The sequence below is a fragment of the Streptomyces sp. NPDC034043 genome (assembly GCF_055575675.1).
Map to the genome: position 1 here is coordinate 474,150 of NZ_JBVISF010000004.1, position 19,644 is coordinate 493,793.

General features: G+C 74.9%; 14 protein-coding genes. 11 read left to right on the top strand and 3 right to left on the bottom strand.

Going from position 1 to position 19,644, the window contains the following annotated elements:
- Positions 1 to 16: 16 nt before the first annotated feature.
- Genes ACZ51S_RS13495 through nudC form a run of 4 tightly spaced genes read left to right on the top strand, consistent with a single transcriptional unit; the run spans position 17 to position 9,656 of the window.
- Complete coding sequence (locus ACZ51S_RS13495; RefSeq protein WP_468960785.1) at positions 17 to 3,598, top strand: ATP-dependent helicase; 3,582 nt, start codon at positions 17 to 19, stop codon at positions 3,596 to 3,598.
- Between the two features lie 43 nt (positions 3,599 to 3,641).
- Entirely contained in the window at positions 3,642 to 7,235 is a 3,594-nt protein-coding gene (locus ACZ51S_RS13500; RefSeq protein ID WP_468960788.1) for a UvrD-helicase domain-containing protein, read from the top strand.
- A 10-nt stretch (positions 7,236 to 7,245) separates the two neighbouring features.
- Positions 7,246 to 8,667 (top strand): dipeptidase, encoded by a 1,422-nt coding sequence (locus tag ACZ51S_RS13505; RefSeq protein WP_468960791.1) that lies wholly within the window; start codon positions 7,246 to 7,248, stop codon positions 8,665 to 8,667.
- A gap of 41 nt (positions 8,668 to 8,708) precedes the next feature.
- Positions 8,709 to 9,656: an NAD(+) diphosphatase gene (gene nudC, locus ACZ51S_RS13510; RefSeq protein WP_467893982.1), complete on the top strand. Its 948-nt coding sequence runs from the start codon at positions 8,709 to 8,711 to the stop codon at positions 9,654 to 9,656.
- Positions 9,657 to 9,718: 62 nt separating this feature from the next.
- Here nudC and ACZ51S_RS13515 read toward each other — a convergent pair whose 3' ends face one another.
- Positions 9,719 to 9,979: a mycoredoxin gene (locus ACZ51S_RS13515; protein ID WP_388933917.1), complete on the bottom strand. Its 261-nt coding sequence runs from the start codon at positions 9,977 to 9,979 to the stop codon at positions 9,719 to 9,721.
- A 266-nt stretch (positions 9,980 to 10,245) separates the two neighbouring features.
- Between ACZ51S_RS13515 and ACZ51S_RS13520 the strand changes: the two genes are divergently transcribed.
- From ACZ51S_RS13520 to ACZ51S_RS13540, 5 genes are all read left to right on the top strand, one after another.
- A complete protein-coding gene (locus ACZ51S_RS13520; protein ID WP_468478459.1) occupies positions 10,246 to 12,423 on the top strand; it encodes an ATP-dependent DNA helicase UvrD2 in 2,178 nt (725 codons plus the stop codon).
- Between the two features lie 165 nt (positions 12,424 to 12,588).
- Entirely contained in the window at positions 12,589 to 12,915 is a 327-nt protein-coding gene (locus tag ACZ51S_RS13525) for a hypothetical protein (RefSeq protein WP_468478458.1), read from the top strand.
- A 176-nt stretch (positions 12,916 to 13,091) separates the two neighbouring features.
- Positions 13,092 to 13,463 carry a WhiB family transcriptional regulator gene (locus tag ACZ51S_RS13530; RefSeq protein ID WP_468478457.1) on the top strand — a complete coding sequence of 124 codons (372 nt, stop codon included), beginning with the start codon at positions 13,092 to 13,094 and terminating at the stop codon, positions 13,461 to 13,463.
- On the top strand, positions 13,460 to 13,792 hold the full coding sequence (locus ACZ51S_RS13535) for a hypothetical protein (RefSeq protein WP_388933910.1): 333 nt from the start codon (positions 13,460 to 13,462) through the stop codon (positions 13,790 to 13,792). The genes ACZ51S_RS13530 and ACZ51S_RS13535 overlap by 4 nt, the downstream gene beginning before the upstream one ends.
- Positions 13,793 to 13,964: 172 nt before the next feature.
- A complete protein-coding gene (locus tag ACZ51S_RS13540; protein WP_388933908.1) occupies positions 13,965 to 14,177 on the top strand; it encodes a hypothetical protein in 213 nt (70 codons plus the stop codon).
- 69 nt (positions 14,178 to 14,246) lie between these two features.
- On the opposite strand, the gene ACZ51S_RS13545 is transcribed toward ACZ51S_RS13540, so the two are convergent.
- On the bottom strand, positions 14,247 to 15,575 hold the full coding sequence (locus ACZ51S_RS13545) for an ABC1 kinase family protein (protein ID WP_468478456.1): 1,329 nt from the start codon (positions 15,573 to 15,575) through the stop codon (positions 14,247 to 14,249).
- Positions 15,576 to 15,711: 136 nt separating this feature from the next.
- Positions 15,712 to 16,863, bottom strand: a complete 1,152-nt coding sequence (locus tag ACZ51S_RS13550; protein ID WP_468960794.1) for a ThiF family adenylyltransferase — start codon at positions 16,861 to 16,863, stop codon at positions 15,712 to 15,714.
- Between the two features lie 240 nt (positions 16,864 to 17,103).
- Between ACZ51S_RS13550 and ACZ51S_RS13555 the strand changes: the two genes are divergently transcribed.
- On the top strand, positions 17,104 to 17,643 hold the full coding sequence (locus ACZ51S_RS13555; protein ID WP_388933900.1) for a M48 metallopeptidase family protein: 540 nt from the start codon (positions 17,104 to 17,106) through the stop codon (positions 17,641 to 17,643).
- A gap of 285 nt (positions 17,644 to 17,928) precedes the next feature.
- Positions 17,929 to 19,641 carry a TerD family protein gene (locus ACZ51S_RS13560; RefSeq protein ID WP_468800898.1) on the top strand — a complete coding sequence of 571 codons (1,713 nt, stop codon included), beginning with the start codon at positions 17,929 to 17,931 and terminating at the stop codon, positions 19,639 to 19,641.
- The last annotated feature ends 3 nt before the right edge of the window (positions 19,642 to 19,644 follow it).

Here is a 19,644-nt window from a genome sequence, read left to right on the forward strand (position 1 = left end):
AGGACCGGCACCCCACGTGATCACCTCTTCTCCCGGCCGCTCGGAGCGGCGTACGCGGACACCCGACGCGTACCGCCTGGTGCGGACCGGGCCGCGGCAGGTGGCCGTCCCTGTGCTGGACGCAGCGCAGCGCGCGGTGGTTGATCACACCCGCGGACCGCTTCTGGTGCTCGCCGGACCGGGCACCGGCAAGACCACCACCCTCGTCGAGGCGGCCGCCGCCCGGGTCGAGGCCGGCACCGACCCCGCCCGCGTCCTGATCCTCACCTTCAGCCGGAAGGCGGCCGTGGAGCTGCGCGACCGCGCCGCCCTGCGGCTCGGCGGCGCCCGCGCCCCGCAGGCCACCACCTTCCACTCCTTCTGCTACGGCCTGGTCCGCGCCCACCAGGACCACGAGCTGTTCGCGGACCCGCTGCGGCTGCTGTCCGGCCCGGAGCAGGACGTGATGGTCCGCACCCTGCTGGAGGGCCAGCGGCGGCTGCGGTCCATCCGCTGGCCGGACGACCTGCGGGCCGCGCTGACCACCCGCGGGTTCGCCGACGAGGTCCGCGCCGTCCTCGCCCGCGCCCGCGAGCTCGGCCTGGGCCCCGAGGCCCTCGCCACCTTCGCCGAGCGCATCGGGCGCCCCGACTGGAAGGCGGCCGCCGCCTTCCTCTCCGAGTACCTCGACGTCCTCGACCTCCAGGGCTCCCTGGACTACGCGGAACTCCTCCACCGCGCCGTCCTCCTGGCCGAGGGCACCCCGTCGCTGTCCTCCGCCTACGACGTGATCTACGTGGACGAGTACCAGGACACCGACGCCTCCCAGCTGCGGCTGCTGCGCGCGCTTAACGGCCCCGCCGGGACGCTGGTGGCCTTCGGCGACCCCGACCAGTCGATCTACGCCTTCCGGGGCGCCGACATCAACAACGTCCTCGACTTCGACTCGGCCTTCCCCGGCGCGCAGGTCCGGGCGCTGGCCGTCGGCCGCCGCTCGGGCTCCGCCCTGCTGGCCGCCACCCGCCTCCTCACCACCCGCATGCCGCTGCCGCGCCTGCCCGCCGCCGCGGTCCGCGCCCACCGCGACCTCGCGCCCGCGCGGGAAGGCGGCCGGGTCGAGGTGTACACCTACCCGACGGCGGGCGCCGAGCTCGACAACATCGCCGACATCCTGCGCCGGGCCCACCTGGAGGACGGCGTGCCCTGGCGGGACATGGCCGTCCTGGTCCGCGCGGGCGGCCGCACCCTCCCGGCGATGCGCCGCGCCCTGATCGCGGCGGGAGTCCCCGCGGAGACCGACGCGGCGTCCACCCCCCTGCGCCACGAACCCGCCGTGGCCCCCCTCCTGACGGCCCTCCGCCTCACCGCCACGGCGGCGGCGGGACCGCTGCCGCCGGACGAGCGGGATGCCCCGGCGGACCCGGCCGGCCCCTCCGCGCCGCTGCCGCTCGACGGCGGGGACGCCCCGGCGGACCAGGCGGGCTCGCCCGCGACGCCGCTCGGCGGCCGGGAGGCTCCGGCGGGCCAGGCGGCGGCGCCGGTGCCGCTCGACGGCGGGGAGGCCGCGGTGGACGCGGCAGCCGCCCCCGCCCCGCCGCTGCCGCTTGACGGCCCGGATGCCCCGGCGGACCCGGCCGGCCCCTCCGCGCCGCTGCCGCTCGACGGCCGGGACGCCCTGGAGGACCCGACCGACCCGGCGGCCCCGGCCGGCCCCGCGGCCGGCGGAGGCGAAGGGTGGGTCGGGGTCGAGGGGGCCCTCGCGCTGCTCACCTCGCCGCTCGGCGGGATGGACGCCGCCGACCTGCGCCGGCTCGGGCGGGCGCTGCGCGACGAGGAGCGGGCCGCCGGGGTCGCCGTACCCGCGCCCTCCGACGTGCTGCTGGCCCGCGCCCTCGCCGAGCCCGAGCGGCTCACCGCCCACGACCCCGCCTACGCCCGCGGAGCGCAGCGCCTCGGCCTGCTGCTGCGCAAGACCCGCGAGCTGCTCCAGGGCGGCGGCACCGCCGAGGAAGCCCTGTGGGCCCTCTGGGACGGCACCCCCTGGCCGCAGCGCCTCGAACGCCGGGCGCGCCGCGGCGGCACCGCCGGCCGCAACGCCGACCGCGACCTCGACGCGGTCTGCGCCCTCTTCGACAACGCCGCCCGCGCGGAGGAACGTACAGGCGGCCGCGGCGCGCTCAACTTCCTCGAGCAGCTCGAGGCCGAGGACATCGCCGCCGACACCCTCACCGGGCGCGCCGTACGCACCGACGCCGTACGCCTCATGACCGCGCACCGCTCCAAGGGCCTGGAGTGGGGGCTCGTCGTCGTCGCCGGGGTGCAGGAAGGGCTCTGGCCCGACCTGCGCCGCCGCGGCTCCCTCCTGGAGGCCGACCGGATCGGCCGCGACGGCCTCGCCGAACCCCTCACCCCCGGCGCCCTCCTCGCCGAGGAACGGCGGCTCTTCTACGTCGCCGCCACCCGCGCCCGCCACCGGCTCGTCGTCACCGCCGTCAAGGCCCCCGCCGAGGACGGCGACCAGCCCTCCCGCTTCCTCACCGAACTCGGCGTCACCCCCAAGGACGTCACCGGCCGCCCCCGCCGCCCCCTCGCCGTCCCCGCTCTCGTCGCCGAGCTCCGCGCCACCACCGTCGACCCCGACGCCTCGCCCGCCCTGCGCGACGCCGCCGCCCGCCGCCTGGCCCGCCTCGCCGCGCTCACCGACGACGACGACCGCCCGCTGGTCCCCGCCGCCCACCCGCAGCGCTGGTGGGGCCTGTACGAACCGACCCGCGCGCCCGCCCCGCTCCGCGACCGGGACCGGCCCGTCGCCCTCTCCGGCAGCGCGCTGGAGCAGCTCGCCAACACCTGCTCCCTCCAGTGGTTCCTGGGCCGCGAGGTCAAGGCCGACGCCCCCTCCACCGCCGCCCAGGGCTTCGGCAACGTCGTCCACGTCCTCGCCGACGAGGTCGCCTCCGGCCGCACCCCCGCCGACCTCGCCGTCCTCATGGAACGCCTCGACTCCGTCTGGGACGCCCTCGCCTTCGACGCCCCCTGGAAGTCCCGCCAGGAGAAGGACAACGCCCGAGCCGCCCTCGAACGCTTCCTGCGCTGGCACACCACCGACCGCGGCGGCCGCACCGCCGTCGCCACCGAGCACGACTTCGACGTCACCCTCGACGCGGGCGAGTACGCCGTACGGATCCGCGGCTCCATGGACCGCGTCGAGGCCGACCCGCAGGGCCGCGCGTACGTCGTCGACTTCAAGACCGGCAAGGGCGCCCCGACCAGGGAAGAGGTCGCCCGCCACCCGCAGCTGGCCGTCTACCAGCTGGCCGTCCGCCAGGGAGCCGTCGACGAGGTCTTCGACGGCCGCCGCCCCGAACCGGGCGGCGCCGAACTCGTCCAGCTGCGCCAGGGCGCCGCGAAGCGCGACGGCGGCGACGCCGTCCCGAAGATCCAGGCGCAGGAGCCGCTGTCCGGCGGCAGCTCCGGCGCATGGGTCGGCGACCTGCTGGCCACCGCCGCCGGACGGGTCCTCGACGAACGCTTCGCCCCCGCCACCGGCGAGCACTGCACCCGCTGCGCCTTCCGCAGCGCCTGCAGCGCCCTCCCCGAGGGCCGCCAGACCGTGGAATGAGACGGCGGCGGGGAGTGTCGGCGGCTGCGGCTAGCCTTTTGAGGTGACCGCGTACGTGTCCGGGCGCCCCCCCGTCCTCGACGATCCCGAGCAGCTCAAGGAGCTCCTCGGGATCCCCTTCACGCCCGAACAGCTGGCCTGCGTCACCGCCCCCGCCGCCCCCCAGGTGATCGTCGCGGGCGCCGGTTCCGGCAAGACCACCGTCATGGCCGCCCGCGTCGTCTGGCTGGTGGGCACCGGCACCGTCGCCCCCGAACAGGTCCTCGGCCTGACCTTCACCAACAAGGCCGCCGGGGAACTGGCCGAGCGCGTGCGCAAGGCCCTCGCCCGGGCCGGCATCACCGACCCCGACCCTTCCCCGGCCGACGTCGAGGCCGGGACGGCCGGCGGCGAGCCCCGCATCTCCACCTACCACGCCTTCGCCGGGCAGCTCCTCAAGGACCACGGCCTGCGCATCGGCCTCGAGCCCAGCGCCCGCCTCCTCGCCGACGCCACCCGCTTCCAGCTCGCCGCGAAGGTGCTCCGCGAAGCCCCCGGCCCCTACCCGTCCCTCACCAAGTCCGTGCCCGACCTGGTCAGCGACCTCCTCGCGCTCGACGCGGAACTCTCCGAACACCTCGTCGAGCCGGCCGCGCTGCGCGCGTACGACACCGCCCTGCTCGACGGGCTCGCCGGCGCCAAGCTCACCAACGACGACCTGCGCAAGGTCCCCGAAGCGGTACGCGGCCGCCTTGAGCTGCTCGAACTGGTCTCCCGCTACCGCGCCGCCAAACGCTCCCGCGACCTCTTCGACTTCGGCGACCAGATCGCCCTCTCCGCGCGGCTCGCCACCACCCGCCCGGAGGTCGGAGCCCTGCTGCGCGAGGAGTTCCGGGTGGTCCTCCTCGACGAGTACCAGGACACCTCCGTCGCCCAGCGGCTGCTGCTGTCCGGCCTCTTCGGCGCGGGCACCGGGCACGCCGTGACCGCCGTCGGCGACCCCTGCCAGGCCATCTACGGCTGGCGCGGCGCGTCCGTCGCCAACCTCGACGACTTCCCCGAGCACTTCCCGCACGCCGACGGCCGCCCCGCGACCCGCCTCTCCCTCAGCGAGAACCGCCGCAGCGGCGGCCGCCTCCTCGCCCTGGCCAACGGCCTCGCCGCCCCGCTGCGCGCCCTCCACGAGGGCGTCGAGGCGCTGCGCCCCGGCCCCGGCGCCGAGCACGACGGCGTGGTCCGCTGCGCCCTGCTGAACACCCACGCCGAGGAGCTGGAGTGGCTCGGCGACTCCGTCGCGCACCTGGTGCGCACGGGCACCGAGCCGGGCGAGATCGCGGTGCTGTGCCGCTCCGCCGCCGACTTCGCCCGCATCCAGGCGGTCCTGGTCGCCCGGGACGTCCCGGTGGAGGTCGTGGGCCTGTCCGGCCTGCTGCACCTCCCGGAAGTGGCCGACCTCGTCTCCGTCTGCGAGGTGCTCCAGGACCCCGGGGCCAACGCCGCCCTGGTACGCCTGCTCATCGGCCCCCGCTGGCGCATCGGCGCCCGCGACCTGGCCCTGCTCGGGCGCCTGGCCCGGCAGCTGGTGGCCCGGCCCGGCGCCGACCGGGGCCCCGACGGCCGGCTCGCCGCGGCGGTCGAGGGCGTCGACCCGGCGGAGGTCGTCTCCCTGGCCGACGCGCTGGAGACCTTCCTCGACGGCGGCGCCGCCGAGGACCTGCCCTTCTCCGCCGCCGCCCGGGTCCGCTTCGCCCACCTCGCCCAAGAGCTGCGGGACCTGCGCCGCGCCCTCGCCGACCCCCTGATGGACGTCCTGCACCGGGTCCTGGCCACGACGGGCCTCGACGTGGAGCTGTCCGCCTCCCCGCACGCCCTGGCCGCCCGCCGGCGCGAGACGCTCTCCGGCTTCCTCGACGTCGCGGCCGGCTTCGCCGCGCTGGACGGCGAGGCGACCCTGCTGGCGTTCCTCGGCTTCCTGCGCACGGCCGCGCAGTACGAGAAGGGCCTCGACCACGCGCTGCCCGGCGGGGAGAACACGGTCAAGGTGCTGACCGCCCACAAGTCCAAGGGCCTGGAGTGGGACGTGGTGGTCGTCCCCGGCCTCTGCGCGGGCTCCTTCCCGAAGGAGAAGGCCCCCGAGGCCTGGACCTCGTACCCGAAGGTCCTCCCGTACGCCCTGCGCGGCGACGCCCCGACCCTGCCCGGGGACCCGGAGTGGACCGCGGCGGGCCTGAAGTCCTTCAAGGCGTCCCTGAAGGCCCACAAGCAGACGGAAGAACTCCGCCTCGGCTACGTGACCTTCACCCGCCCCCGCTCCCTCCTGCTGGCCTCGGGCCACTGGTGGGGCCCCACCCAGAAGCGCCGCCGGGGCCCTTCCGCCTTCCTCCAGGCCCTCCACGACCACTGCGCGGCCGGCTACGGCGAGATCGAAGCCTGGGCGGACGAACCGGCCCCCGACGCCGAGAACCCGGCCCTGGCGGCCGACGCCGACGCCGGCCACACCTGGCCCCTGCCCCTGGACCCGGCCTCCCTGGCCCTGCGCCGCGAGGCGGCCGCCCTGGTCGAGGCCCACCTCGCCGCCCCCCGCCCCCAGGCCCCGGACGAGGAAGACCCCTACCTCTGGCCCCCGCACTGCGAGGACCCGTCCTACGACGACGAACCCCCGCCCGACGAGCCCGCGCCCGCCGAGCCCGCGCCCGCCGCCTCCGCCTCCGCCGAGGACGACCTGTGGGCCGGCGAAGCGGTACCGACGGACCCGTGGGCTCCGCCGGGGCCCGCCGCCCCGCCGGAGGACCTCTGGGCCGGTGAAGCCGTCCGGCCCGCCCCCGCCGCCGGCCCCGGCCACCGGGGCGGCGAGGCCGTCGTCCCCCGGCAGGCGGGCCCGGCCCTCCCGTACCCGCACGCCGGCGGCCCGCGGCACGCCGCCGGCGATCAGCTGACCCCCGAGGAGGCCCGGACGGTGGCCTCCTGGGACCGTGACCTCGACGCCCTCGAGGGCGAGCTCCGCCGCGCCCGCGCAGCCGTACGGGACGTCGAGCTGCCCTCCGCCCTGTCCGCGAGCCAGCTCCTGCGCCTCGCCGCCGACGAGCAGGGCTTCGTACGCGATCTCGCCCGCCCCATGCCCAAGCCGCCGCAGCCCGCGGCCCGCCAGGGCACCCGTTTCCACGCCTGGGTCGAGTCCCGCTTCGAGGAACTGCCCCTGCCGCTCCTCGACGACCTCCTCGACCCCGCGACCGACCTCCCCGGCTCCGGCCAGGAAGTCGCCGACGAGGCCGACCTCGCCGCCCTCAAGGCGGCCTTCGAGCGCAGCGAGTACGCCGAGCGCACCCCGTACCGGATGGAGGCCCCGGTCCAGCTCACCCTCGCCGGCCGGGTGATCCGCGGCCGGATCGACGCCGTGTACCGCAATCCGGACGGCTCGTACGAGGTGGTCGACTGGAAGACGGGCCGCACCACCCAGGCCGACCCGCTCCAGCTCGCCGTGTACCGCCTGGCCTGGGCCGAAGCCACCGGCACCCCCCTCGACCGGGTCTCCGCCGCCTTCCTGCACGTCCGCAGCGGCCGGGTGATCCGCCCCCGCGGCCTCCCCGGCCGGGAGCGTCTTGAGCGGATCCTCCAAGGCGAATCCGGCGCGGACGGTGCCCACGAGGCGGACGGTTAGGCTCGTGGCCATGAGCGAAACCCCGGACAGCGTCGTCCGCACGTACATCGAGACCCACCGCGCCGCCTTCCTCGACGACCTCGCCGAGTGGCTCCGCATCCCCTCCGTCTCGGCCCAGCCCGAGCACGCGGACGACGTACGCCGCAGCGCCGACTGGCTCGCCGCGAAGCTCAAGGAGACCGGCTTCCCCGTCACCGAGGTCTGGGAGACCGCCGGCGCCCCCGCCGTGTTCGCCCACTGGCCGGCCGCCGACCCCGCCGCCCCCACCGTCCTCGTGTACGGGCACCACGACGTCCAGCCCGCCGCCCTCGCCGACGGCTGGCACACCGAGCCCTTCGAGCCGGTCGTCAAGGACGGCCGGATGTACGCGCGGGGCGCGGCCGACGACAAGGGCCAGGTGTTCTTCCACACGCTCGGCCTGCGCGCCCACCTCGCGGCGACCGGCGCCGGCGCCCCCGCCGTGCACCTCAAGCTGCTCGTCGAGGGCGAGGAGGAGTCCGGCTCCCCGCACTTCCGCGCCCTCGTCGAGGACCGCGCCGCCGCACTCGCCGCCGACGTCGTGATCGTGTCCGACACCGGCATGTGGTCCGAGACCACCCCCACCGTCTGCACCGGCATGCGCGGCGTCGCCGACTGCGAGATCGACTTCCACGGCCCCGACCAGGACATCCACTCGGGCGCCTTCGGCGGGGCCGTGCCCAACCCGGCCACCGTCGCCGCCCGCGTCGTCGCGGCGCTGCACGACGAGGACGGGCGGGTCACGATCCCCGGCTTCTACGACGGCATCGCCGAGCTGACCGAGGCCGAGCGCCGGCTGATCTCCGAGCTGCCCTTCGACGAGGCCGAGTGGCTCCGTACGGCCAAGTCCCACGCCACCGCGGGCGAGGCCGGCTACTCCACCCTGGAGCGGGTCTGGGCCCGCCCGACCGCCGAGGTCAACGGCATCGGCGGCGGCTACCAGGGCCCCGGCGGCAAGACCATCGTGCCCGCCTCCGCCCACCTGAAGCTGTCGTTCCGCCTGGTCTCCGGGCAGGACCCGTACGAGGTCGAGGCGGCCGTCCGGGACTGGGTCGCGGCCCGGGTGCCCGACGGCATCCGGCACAGCATCACCTTCGGCGCACCCACCCGTCCCTGCCTCACCCCGCTGGACCACCCCGCGCTGCGGTCCGTGGTCCGCGCCATGGGCCGCGCCTTCGGGCAGCAGGTCCGCTTCACCCGCGAGGGCGGCTCCGGGCCGGCGGCCGACCTCCAGGACGTACTGGGCGCGCCGGTGCTGTTCCTGGGGATCTCCGTACCCTCCGACGGCTGGCACTCGCCGAACGAGAAGGTCGAGCTCGACCTGCTCCTCAAGGGCGTGGAGACCACCGCCTACCTGTGGGGCGACCTCGCCGCGAACTGGTCGCCGCGGACCGCCACCGCCGCCACCACCTGACAACCGTTCCGTACGCCTGCCTTGTCCCACCACCGGGGGAGTTGGAAGTACCAGTGAGCACCCATACCGAGCGCCCTCTCTCGCTCACCGCGCCCAGCGGGATCGACCGCGCCGCGCACCACCGCCTCGACGAGGCGTGGCTCGCCGCGGCCTGGAGCCACCCGACGACCCGCGTCTTCGTCGTCTCCGGCGGCCAGGTGCTGATCGACGACACCCCCGACGGCGGGACGGGCATCGTGATGACCCCCGCCTTCGAGGCCCCGGTCACCGAGACGCACCGGTACTTCCTGGGCACCGACGAGGACGGCGTACGGTACTTCGCGCTGCAGAAGGACTCCCTGCCGGGCCGCATGGACCAGTCGGCCCGCCCGGCCGGGCTCCGCGAGGCCGGGCTGCTGCTGAACCCGCGCGACGCCGGGCTGATGGTGCACGCGGTGGCGCTGGAGAACTGGCAGCGCATGCACCGCTTCTGCTCCCGCTGCGGCGAGCGCACGGTCGTCGCCGCGGCCGGCCACATCCGCCGCTGCCCCGGCTGCGGTGCCGAGCACTACCCGCGCACCGACCCGGCCGTGATCATGCTGGTCACCGACGAGCACGACCGCGCCCTGCTGGGCCGCCAGGTGCACTGGCCGGAGGGCCGCTTCTCCACGCTGGCCGGCTTCGTGGAGCCGGGCGAGTCGATCGAGCAGTCGGTGATCCGCGAGGTGTGGGAGGAGGCGGGGGTGCGCATCGGCGCGGTCGAGTACGTGGCCAGCCAGCCCTGGCCGTTCCCGTACAGCCTGATGCTGGGCTTCAACGCCCGCGCCGTCAGCTCGGAGATCACGGTCGACGGCGAGGAGATCCAGGAGGCCCGCTGGTTCTCCCGCGAGGACTACCGCGCCGCGATCGAGGCCGGAGAGGTCCTGCCCCCGTCGGGCATCTCCATCGCGGCCCGCCTGGTCGAGCTCTGGTACGGCCAGCCGCTCCCCAAGGGACCGGCCACCGTCTGAGGGCTCCGTCCGGGACGCAGACGGCCCCCGCCGGGGCGGGGGCCGTTCCGGGAGCGGGCGGGTCAGACGGCGAGGGCCTGCTTGACCTGGGCCAGGCTCGGGTTCGTCATGACGGACTCGTTGCCGGCGGAGGACTTCACGAGCACGGTCGGAACCGTCTGGTTGCCGTTGTTGGCCTTCTCCACGAACGCGGCGGACTCCGGGTCGAGCTCGATGTTGATCTCGTTGTACGCGATGCCTTCCCGGTCCAGCTGCGTCTTCAGCCGACGGCAGTAGCCGCACCAGGTGGTGCTGTACATCGTGACGGTGCCCGTGTCCTGCATGCTCGCTCCTCTGTGAGGTCTCGGTGGATCGCGATGCCGGTCGATCCGAGCCGGATGATCCGAGGAGTCGAACGTCCCGCCGCGCCGCGCCATTCCCGCCCCGGCGACCGGTGTGACCGATCCGACTGCCGGTGCGAGCGATCCGCCTGCCGGCCGGTCCGCTCCCGGGATACCCGCCGGTCCGGCGGTTCCCGCCGGTATGACGGACCCCGCGGCCCTGTGGACAGGTTTCCCGTCCGGCCCACCGGACCTGGCAGCATGGCGGGGTGACAGCAGCAACGCACTCCTCATCCGTACCGGCCGGCGGCGGCGCGCCCGACGTCGACGCCGACGCCGTGCTCCAGGGCCTCGACCCTGAGCAGCGCGAGGTCGCCACGACCCTGCGCGGTCCGGTGTGCGTGCTGGCCGGCGCCGGTACCGGCAAGACCCGCGCGATCACCCACCGCATCGCCTACGGGGTCCGCTCGGGCCAGCTCATGCCGGCCAGCGTGCTGGCCGTCACCTTCACCAACCGCGCCGCCGGGGAGATGCGCGGCCGGCTGCGCGCCCTCGGCGCGGGCGGGGTCCAGGCCCGCACCTTCCACTCCGCCGCCCTGCGCCAGCTCCAGTACTTCTGGCCCCGGGCGATCGGCGGGGAGGTGCCCCGGCTCCTGGAACGCAAGATCCAGTTCGTGGCCGAGGCCGGCGCGCGCTGCCGGGTCCGCCTCGACCGCAACGAGCTGCGCGACGTCACCGGCGAGATCGAGTGGGCCAAGGTCACCCAGACCGTGCCCGCCGACTACCCGGCCGCCGCCCTCAAGGCGGGCCGCGAGGCCCCCCGCGACATGGCGGAGATCGCACAGATCTACGGCACGTACGAGCAGCTCAAGCGGGACCGCGGCATGATCGACTTCGAGGACGTGCTGCTCCTCACCGTCGGCATCCTCCAGGACCGCCACGACATCGCCGAGCAGATCCGCACCCAGTACCAGCACTTCGTGGTGGACGAGTACCAGGACGTCAGCCCGCTCCAGCAGCGCCTGCTGGAGCTGTGGCTCGGCGACCGCGACAGCCTCTGCGTCGTCGGCGACGCCAGCCAGACGATCTACTCCTTCACCGGGGCGACCCCCGACCACCTGCTGAACTTCCGCACCCGCTACCCGCAGGCCACCGTGGTCAAGCTGGTCCGCGACTACCGCTCCACCCCCCAGGTGGTCCACCTCGCCAACGGTCTGCTGAACCAGGCCCGCGGCCGGGCCTCCGAACACCGGCTGGAGCTCGTCTCCCAGCGCGAACCCGGCCCCGACCCGGTCTACGCCGAGTACCCCGACGAGCCCGCCGAGGCCGAGGGCGTGGCCCGCCGCATCCGCGACCTGATCGCGGCCGGGGTCCCGGCCGGCGAGATCGCCGTCCTCTACCGCATCAACGCCCAGTCCGAGGTGTACGAGCAGGCCCTCGCCGACGCCGGCGTCCCGTACCAGCTGCGCGGGGCGGAGCGCTTCTTCGAGCGCGCCGAGGTGCAGAAGGCGGTCCTCGCGCTGCGCGGTGCCGCCCGCTCCGCGGGCAACGACCCGCTGCTGGACGACGTCGTCGAGCTGGGTGCCCAGGTCCGGGCCGTGCTCAGCTCCACCGGCTGGACCGCCGAGCCGCCCGCCGGCTCCGGCGCGGTGCGCGACCAGTGGGAGTCGGTGGCCGCGCTGGTCCGTCTCGCCGAGGACTTCGCCCGCAGCCGCCCGGGCGCCGGGCTGGCCGAGCTCACCGTCGAGCTTGACGAGCGCAAGGCGGCGCAGCACGCGCCGACCGTCCAGGGCGTCACCCTCGCCTCGCTGCACGCCGCGAAGGGCCTGGAGTGGGACGCCGTGTTCCTGGCCGGCCTCACCGACGGCATGATGCCGATCACATACGCCAAGACCGACGAACAGGTCGAGGAGGAGCGCCGGCTGCTGTACGTCGGCGTCACCCGGGCCCGGCTCCACCTGACCCTCTCCTGGGCCCTCTCCCGGGCTCCCGGCGGCCGGGCCTCCCGTCGCCCCAGCCGTTTCCTGAACGGGCTGCGGCCGGGCTCCGCGGCTCCCGTGAGCCGGCCGGGCGTCCCGGCCGAGGGCGCACCGCGCAAGCGCGGCCGCCGGGGGCCGGTGCTGTGCCGGGTCTGCGGCAGGACGCTGACGGAGGCCGGGGACATCAAGCTGATGCGGTGCGGGGACTGCCCGTCGGACATGGACGAGGGCCTCTACGAGCGGCTGCGCGAGTGGCGCGCCGGCCAGTCGAAGCTCCAGGGATTGCCCGCGTACTGCGTGTTCACGGACAAAACCCTCATGGCGATCGCGGAGGCCGCACCCTCCGAGCCCGGGGAGCTCGCGATGATCTCCGGGGTGGGCGGCCGCAAGCTCGAGCGCTACGGCGCCGATGTCCTGGCCATCTGTACTGGTCAGGAACCTGAGGGCGGGGATTCTGACGACGCGTAGAAACTCGTCGGAAAAATAGTTTGCACATGCCCGTCGCAGCCCCATAGGTTCTTAGCAACGGAAACGGTGGCTTCTCCGAAGCCCTGGATCCGTGCTGTACTTATCCGAATACATGGGACAGGCCCCCGGGCCCGGTCCCCGAGACGCCGAGAGGAGGCGAGACCAGTGGCCAGCTTCATGACCTTCACCAAAATGACCGATCGCTCGGTCGACGCTTCCTGCCTGCTCGGTTCCGTCTCCCTCCGGGGCACCGGTCTGTCCGCGATTTCCGCTGACAGCCCCGCCCTGCTGGCGACCCTTCCGGTCAGCGAGCGCAATGAGCGACCGACCCAGGCACTGGTGGCAGTAGCGGAAGCCCCGCAGGCGCACGGCGCCTATGGCTTCGCGGCCGCGGCCGGTGCCGCCAGTGCCGGATTCAAGACGCAGACGAAGCAGCAGCACCACCTGATGTGGGCCTTCCGTGGGCTCGAACCCTGGAGTGATCCAGCCTGATCGCATGATCAGGCCGGCGCCTTCAGGGCCGCGGAACCCCACCCGGGATCCGCGGCCCTTCTGTTTGTCCCCGAACGGGGACGACGGAGCGAAGGGGCCTCGGGACTGGCAGGACCAGCCGCCACCCGGCCGACCGGCCGGAACGACTAGCCGAACAAGACGAGGAAGAAAACACCGTGCAACTCGAAGCGCACGCCCCGTCCGTACCGCAGACCCAAACGATCTCCCCGCCCGCAGTCCCGGAGGACTCCACCGTGACCCCCCTCACCGCGCTCACCGCGCTCGACGACGCGATCGAGAACCTCGGCGTGCCCGTCCCCTGCCGCACCTTCGACCCCGAGGTCTTCTTCGCCGAGTCCCCGGCCGACGTCGAGTACGCCAAGTCCCTCTGCGGCACCTGCCCGCTGGTCGAGGCCTGCCTCGCCGGCGCCAAGGAGCGCCGCGAGCCCTGGGGCGTCTGGGGCGGAGAGCTCTTCGTCCAGGGCGTGGTCGTGGCCCGCAAGCGGCCCCGCGGCCGCCCGCGCAAGAACCCGGTCGCAGCGGCATGACCGCCACCGGAACCATCGACCGCCCCCTCACGCACGACCCCCTGAAGCAGGCCCCCATGTCCCCCTACGCCACCACGAGCGAGCAGCCGCACGGCTCCGCCACCGCAGACTTCATCACCGCCGGTGCGATCACCTCGCGCCAGAACAGGACCCGCGAAATGCAACTCATCCCAGAAGCCCTGGCCCGTGCCCATATGGACGACCGCATGCGCGAGGTGGACGCCGAGCGTCACGCCCTGCGCCTGGTCGCCGCACGGCGCATGCAGCGAAAGGCCGAGCGCGTCTCCATGCGCGCCCGGCGCGCGCTGGCCATGGCCGTCATGCACTGAGCGCGCGACGAGCCCCACGGGGCTCGGAAGCGGCTTGAAGGCGACTCGAACGCCGCCGGATCCGGCTGAACGCGGCCGGCGGCGGCAGCACCCGGGGGGACCGGTCCGAACGGACCGGTCCCCCCGGTGCGTTGCGGGGCCCCGCACGACCCGGCGGGGATATCGTCTGGTGGTGGACCAGCCGACCCCCCACCCCACCCCGCCCGGGCCCGGCGCCCAGCCCGTCGTCTGCGCGCGCTGCGGTGCCCGCTCCCCGGAAGGCGCCCCGCCGCCACCCACCTGGACGTGCTCGGTGGAGAACGGGACCAGACAGTACTTCTGCGTCGACTGCGCGCGCGCCAACCTCAGGGCGATCGAGGGCCGGCTCGACTCCTCCTGGTGGTGACTCCCGCCTGGTACGGCCCGTGCCCTCCCGGCCGCGGGCCCGGCCCCGCACCGGCCGGCTTCGGGCCGGTCAGTCCTCGGGCAGGAACCCCGGCAGCCAGGACTCCAGTTCGTCGCGCAGCCGCACCGTCGCCCCCAGCTGGCACAGGACGCCGATGGTGCTCAGCGACACCCGGTGGATCAGCAGGTAGGACGGCGGCAGGTTGATCTGCCGCCCCAACTGGTGGGCGGGGGAGCGCGGATCGGCGATCCGCGCCGCCTGCCCGCGCAGCCACGGCCGGGTGAAGGTGAACTCCTCGGCCTCGGCGGGCTCGATGATGGGCTTGAGGTAGTCGAGCACCGCGTCCGGATCCAGTTCGACGCTCTCCCTGACGAACCCCTCCGCGCGCAGGTGCCCGTAGACCCCCTCGGCGTCCCCGTCCAGAGTCATCCGCAGCGACCGGCCGATCGGCTTGGGCCAGCCGCCCGGCAGCCGGTCCACCGTGCCGAAGTCCAGCACGCCCAGCCGCATCCGGCCGTCCGCCCCCGTTATCAGCCGGAAGTTCCCCGGGTGCGGATCGGCGTGAAGCAGCCCGGTGCGCGCGGGCCCCGAGAAGAGGAACCGGGCCAGCAACTGCCCTGCGCGGTCACGCTCCTCCTGCGTACCGTCCGCTATCACCTCCGACAGCGGGGTGCCCTCCATCCACTCGGTCACCAGCACCTGGTCGCCCTGGTGCACGACGTCCGGGACCACCACGTCCCCGTCATCGTCGAAGGCGTCGGCGTGGGTGCGCTGGGCCTCGGCCTCCAGCTCGTAGTCCAGCTCCTCCGCGACCCGGTCGCGCAACTCGGTGATCAGCGGCTTGATGTCCATGCCCGGCACCAGCGGACCCAGCAGACCGGCGAACCGGCCCAGCTGCTTGAGGTCCGACAGCAGCGCCTCACCGGCCCCCGGGTACTGGACCTTGACCGCCACCTGCCGCCCGTCGTGCCACACCGCCCGGTGCACCTGCCCGATCGAGGCGGCCGCGGAAGGCTTGTCCTCGAACTCCTCGAACAGCTCCCGCCAGTCGGCGCCGAGCCGCTCCGCCAGCACCTCGTGCACCCGCTCCGCCGGCAGCGGCGGAGCCGCCTCCTGGAGCTTCGTCAGCGCGGCCCGGTAAGGCCCGGCGACCTCCTCCGGAAGCGCCGACTCGAAGACCGAAAGGGCCTGCCCGACCTTCATCGCGCCCCCCTTCAGCTCCCCGAGCGTGCGGAACAACTGCTCGGCGGTGCGCTGCTGGAGCTCGCGCGCCACGATCTCGGCGGACTTGCCGCCGATCCGCTTGCCCAGCCCCCACGTTGCCCGGCCGGCGATGCCGAGCGGTAGCGCGGCCAGCTTGACGGTGCGCGTGACCGCCTTCCGGGGAAGATCAGACATGAGTCCCTCCAGTTCCCAGACCGCTCTGCCGCAAGCGGCGGTTCGAGGCGCGGCGCGGCCCCCGTCGCATCCTGCCATGACCCCCCGGGCGCCCGGACCGGGGCACCTGCCCCGGGTCCGGCGGGAGTCCGGCGGCTCACGACCGCACCGCCCGGGAGTCCGCCCCCGCGGGCTCCGCCGCCACCCCGCCCGGGAGCCCCGCCGCCACCGGCTCCGCCGCCGCGCAGGGGCAGTCCGGATGCGGCCGCAGCGCGGAGCGCGCCCAGTGCAGCGCGGGCAGGGCGGCCTCCCAGCGGGCGGCCGTCGAAGCGGGCAGCTGCCCGTCGAGGAAGGCCAGGGCGTGCGCCGCGGCCAGGCCGGCCACCGCCGTCGACAGCCCCAGGTCGCAGGCCGCCGTCCCGCGGCGGCGGTGTGCCGAGCGCCACTGGACCAGCATCCGGGGCCAGGCCGGATCCCGGTCGACGCGGTCGCGCTCCATGCACCCCGCGCAGGCCGTGGATCCGGGGAGCACCAGGGGCCCGACCAGCCCCGTCCCCTCCAGCACCCCCGCGTACAGGTGCGGGGTGCCCGTCGCCACCCAGTCGGCGGCCGTCGCCGGATCGGGGGCCCAGGCCTGGAGCCCGTCCCGGGGCGCGACCACCACCAGGGCCAGCTCCGGCCCCGGGCCCTCGGGATCACCCGCGCGCGGAACCCGACCCGGCGCCGACTCCCGCACCAGCACCCCCGCGGCCTCGGCCCGCGGCCTGCCCACGCTCCCCGGATCCAGGCCGCCCGGGGCCACGTCGGCCGCTTCCGCCCGGCCCCCGTCGAGCACCTCGACCCGGCCCACCCCGGCCCCCGCCAGTACGGAGGCGATCACCGCTCCCACCCGGCCGCTCCCGCGCACCTGGACCCGTAACGCCCTGCGCGCCGCGACCCCCATCAGGTCACCGCCCGGCTCCCGGTGCACCAGCGAGAGCGAGGCCAGATCGGGCCCCAGCCGCTCCAGCGCCTCCGGCCGGCGCCGCACGGCCTGCGCCCGGGGCCCGCCGGCGGTGAGGTCGTCGAGCAGCCCGGCCCCGGCGAGGTGCCGGACCAGCCCGTCCACCTGCCCCTCCGGCAGCCCCATCCCGGCGCCCTCGGCCCGCAGCAGCTCCATGCTCCGCGTCCCGTCGATGCGGTCGATGAGCGACCCGGTGGCCGTGTCCAGCGGCCCGAGCACCACCGCGTGGGCGGGCGTCACCCCGAACTGCACCGTCTGCAGATCCCGCCACGCCCGCGCCAGCGCCGGCTTCACCTTCGGATACATCGCGGCCTCCCCGTTCACCGATTTCCCGATTCCCACTGACGCGGCCGGTTCTCCCGTGTTGCTCCGCGTCTTCGCCACGATGCCCGAGCGCCGGACCGGGTGCCGGAGTTTGTCCACAGGCAAGGGGTATTGGGCATATGAGATGAAGAAGGGGCGTACGTGTGTCCCCGCCGCGAACCGGTCGTGCTCGAACCGCGGACGCGCGGGACTTCCGCCACGGCGACCGGGTACGGTCGAGGCGTGCCAGCCGACCCGCCACAGAGCGCCGTCGAAGTCCGCCGGAGCGCGCGCCGCCGCAGGACCGTGTCCGCCTACCGCGAGGGCGAGCGGACGGTCGTCCTGATCCCCGCCCGGATGTCCGAGGCGGAGGAACGGCGCTGGGTGGGCGTCATGCTGGACAAGCTCGCCGCCCAGGAGAGCAGGCGCACCCTCGGCGACGCGGAACTGATCGCGCGCGCGGAGCGTCTGTCCGAGCAGTACTTCAGCGGCCGCGCGCGGCCCCGCTCGGTCCGCTGGGTCACCAACCAGAACACCCGCTGGGGCTCCTGCACCCCCGCCGAGGGCAGCATCCGGCTGTCCCACCGGATCCAGGGGATGCCGGAGTACGTCGTCGACTACGTGCTGCTGCACGAGCTGGCGCACCTCCTGGTGCCCGGGCACGGCCCCCGCTTCTGGCAGCTGCTGGAGGCGTATCCGAGGACCGAACGGGCCCGCGGATTCCTCGAAGGAGTGGCCGCGGCGGAGCGCATGCCCCGCGTCCCGGCCGCCCGCGAGGAATGATCTTCCGTCGCGGAAGGCGGTGTGTACCGGGTCGGTACCGGGTCGGTGCCGGCTTGGCCGGATGTCGGCAGGAGCCGTTAGCCTGAGCGGCACACATCGAGCGGTGAGCAAGCCGCACCCACGGCGGTCGCGGTCCACACGGCGTTCGCAGTACACGCAGCATCCGCAGTACACGCAGCACTGACAGACAGCACTGACAGCACCAACAGCACTCACGCATTCAACCGGGCAGCGCGCAGCAGGCGGCGCACGCAGTCGGAGTCGGGATGGGGGACGGTCGGACACATGGCCAGGGAATTCCAACGCGGCCACAAGGCCAAGATCAGTGATCTGACGGCGGGCACCGATCTGTACGTGGGCGTCCAGATCGCCGGGCCCGGACTCGCCTTCGACATCAGCTGCTTCGGCCTCGACGCCGACGAGCGCCTGTCGGACGACCGCTACTTCGTCTTCTACAACCAGCCGAAGTCGCCCGAGGAGTCGATCCAGCAGCTCGGCCCGCAGGCCGGGGACACCGAGTCCTTCCGGGTGACCCTCGACCAGGTGCCCGCGTCGATCCACAAGCTGTCCTTCAGCGCCACCCTCGACGGCCCCGGACAGATGTCGCAGATCGGGCCCGGTTACATCCGGATCGTGGCCGGCGGCGAGGAAGTCGTCCGGTACTCCTTCACCGGTGCGGAGTTCAGCACCGAGCGCGCCCTGATGATCGGCGATTTCTACCGCAAGGACGTGTGGCGCTTCGCCGCCGTCGGCCAGGGCTTCGACGGCGGGCTCGCCGCGCTGCTGCAGCACTTCGGCGGCGAGGTCGCGGAGGAGGAGGCGCAGCCCGAGCCGCAGGCCCCGGCCCAGCCGCAGGCCGCCGCGCCCGGATTCGCCCCGCCCCCGCAGGCCCCCGCCCCCGCCCCGCAGGCCCCGGCCCCGTCCTTCGGCGCCCCGGTCCAGCAGCCGCCCGCCCCCGCCCCGTTCGCCCCGCCGCAGCAGCAGCCCCCGGCCCAGCAGCCCCCGCAACAGCAGCCCCCGGCCCCCGCGCCCGTGCACGCGGCGCCCACCATGGTCGCCCCGCTCGGCGCTCCCGCCCCGGCGGCCCCGTACGGCCAGCCGCCCCACCCGCCGCAGCAGCCCGGCCAGCCCCCGTACGGCCAGCAGCCGCAGCCCTCGTACGGCGGCCAGCTCCCGCCGCAGGCCCCGGCGCCCGCGCCCTACGGCCAGCAGCCGCAGCCCTCGTACGGCCAGATCCCGGGCCAGCAGCCGGGCGCCCCGCAGGTCCCCTACGGCCAGCAGCCGCCGTACGGCCAGCAGGCCCCCTACGGCCACGCCCCGCAGGCCGCCGCGGCCGGCGCCGGCCTCGCCGCCGCCCTCCAGCCGTACAAGGAGGCCCCCACCGGCGCCCGCTGGACCCCGCAGAACCAGCAGCTCATGCGGGTGGACCTCGCGATGGGCGGTCAGGCCGTCCTCGCCCGCCAGGGCAGCATGGTCCTGTACCAGGGCAAGGTCGACTTCAGCTACAAGGGCGCGGGCTTCGCCGGCCGCATCGTCGGCAACGCCACCGGCCAGGAGATGCAGCTGATGCGCTGCACCGGCCGCGGCCAGGTCTTCCTGGCCGAGAACGGCGCCCACCTGCACGCCATCGAGCTCCAGGGCGACGGCATCTGCGTCTCCGCCGAGAGCGTCCTCGCCTTCGACGAGTCCCTCCAGCACGAGGTCCGCCGCATCGAAGGCCACGGCATCCCCGGCGGCGCCCTGTTCACCATGCTGTTCCAGGGCACCGGCACGGTCATCGTCAAGACGCACGGCGTGCCCGTCGTCCTGCCCGTGACCCCCACCACCTTCGCGGACAGCAACGCCATCGTCGCCTGGTCGGCCGCCTCACAGGTGATCATTTCCAGCCAGGTCCGGCTGCGCCGCAACGCCTACCCGGGCCACAGCGGGGAGACCGTGAACCTGCAGTTCCGCGGCGCCCCCGGCAACTTCATCGTCGTCCAGCCGTACGAGGTCTGAGGG

What these genes read in the sequence shown, in the direction of transcription:
- ACZ51S_RS13505 (WP_468960791.1), top strand. Translation starts at nt 7,246, where the DNA reads ATGAGCGAAACCCCGGACAGCGTCGTCCGCACGTACATCGAGACCCAC.
- ACZ51S_RS13515 (WP_388933917.1), bottom strand. Translation starts at nt 9,979, where the DNA reads ATGCAGGACACGGGCACCGTCACGATGTACAGCACCACCTGGTGCGGC.
- ACZ51S_RS13535 (WP_388933910.1), top strand. Translation starts at nt 13,460, where the DNA reads ATGACCGCCACCGGAACCATCGACCGCCCCCTCACGCACGACCCCCTG.
- ACZ51S_RS13545 (WP_468478456.1), bottom strand. Translation starts at nt 15,575, where the DNA reads ATGTCTGATCTTCCCCGGAAGGCGGTCACGCGCACCGTCAAGCTGGCC.
- ACZ51S_RS13550 (WP_468960794.1), bottom strand. Translation starts at nt 16,863, where the DNA reads ATGTATCCGAAGGTGAAGCCGGCGCTGGCGCGGGCGTGGCGGGATCTG.
- ACZ51S_RS13560 (WP_468800898.1), top strand. Translation starts at nt 17,929, where the DNA reads ATGGCCAGGGAATTCCAACGCGGCCACAAGGCCAAGATCAGTGATCTG.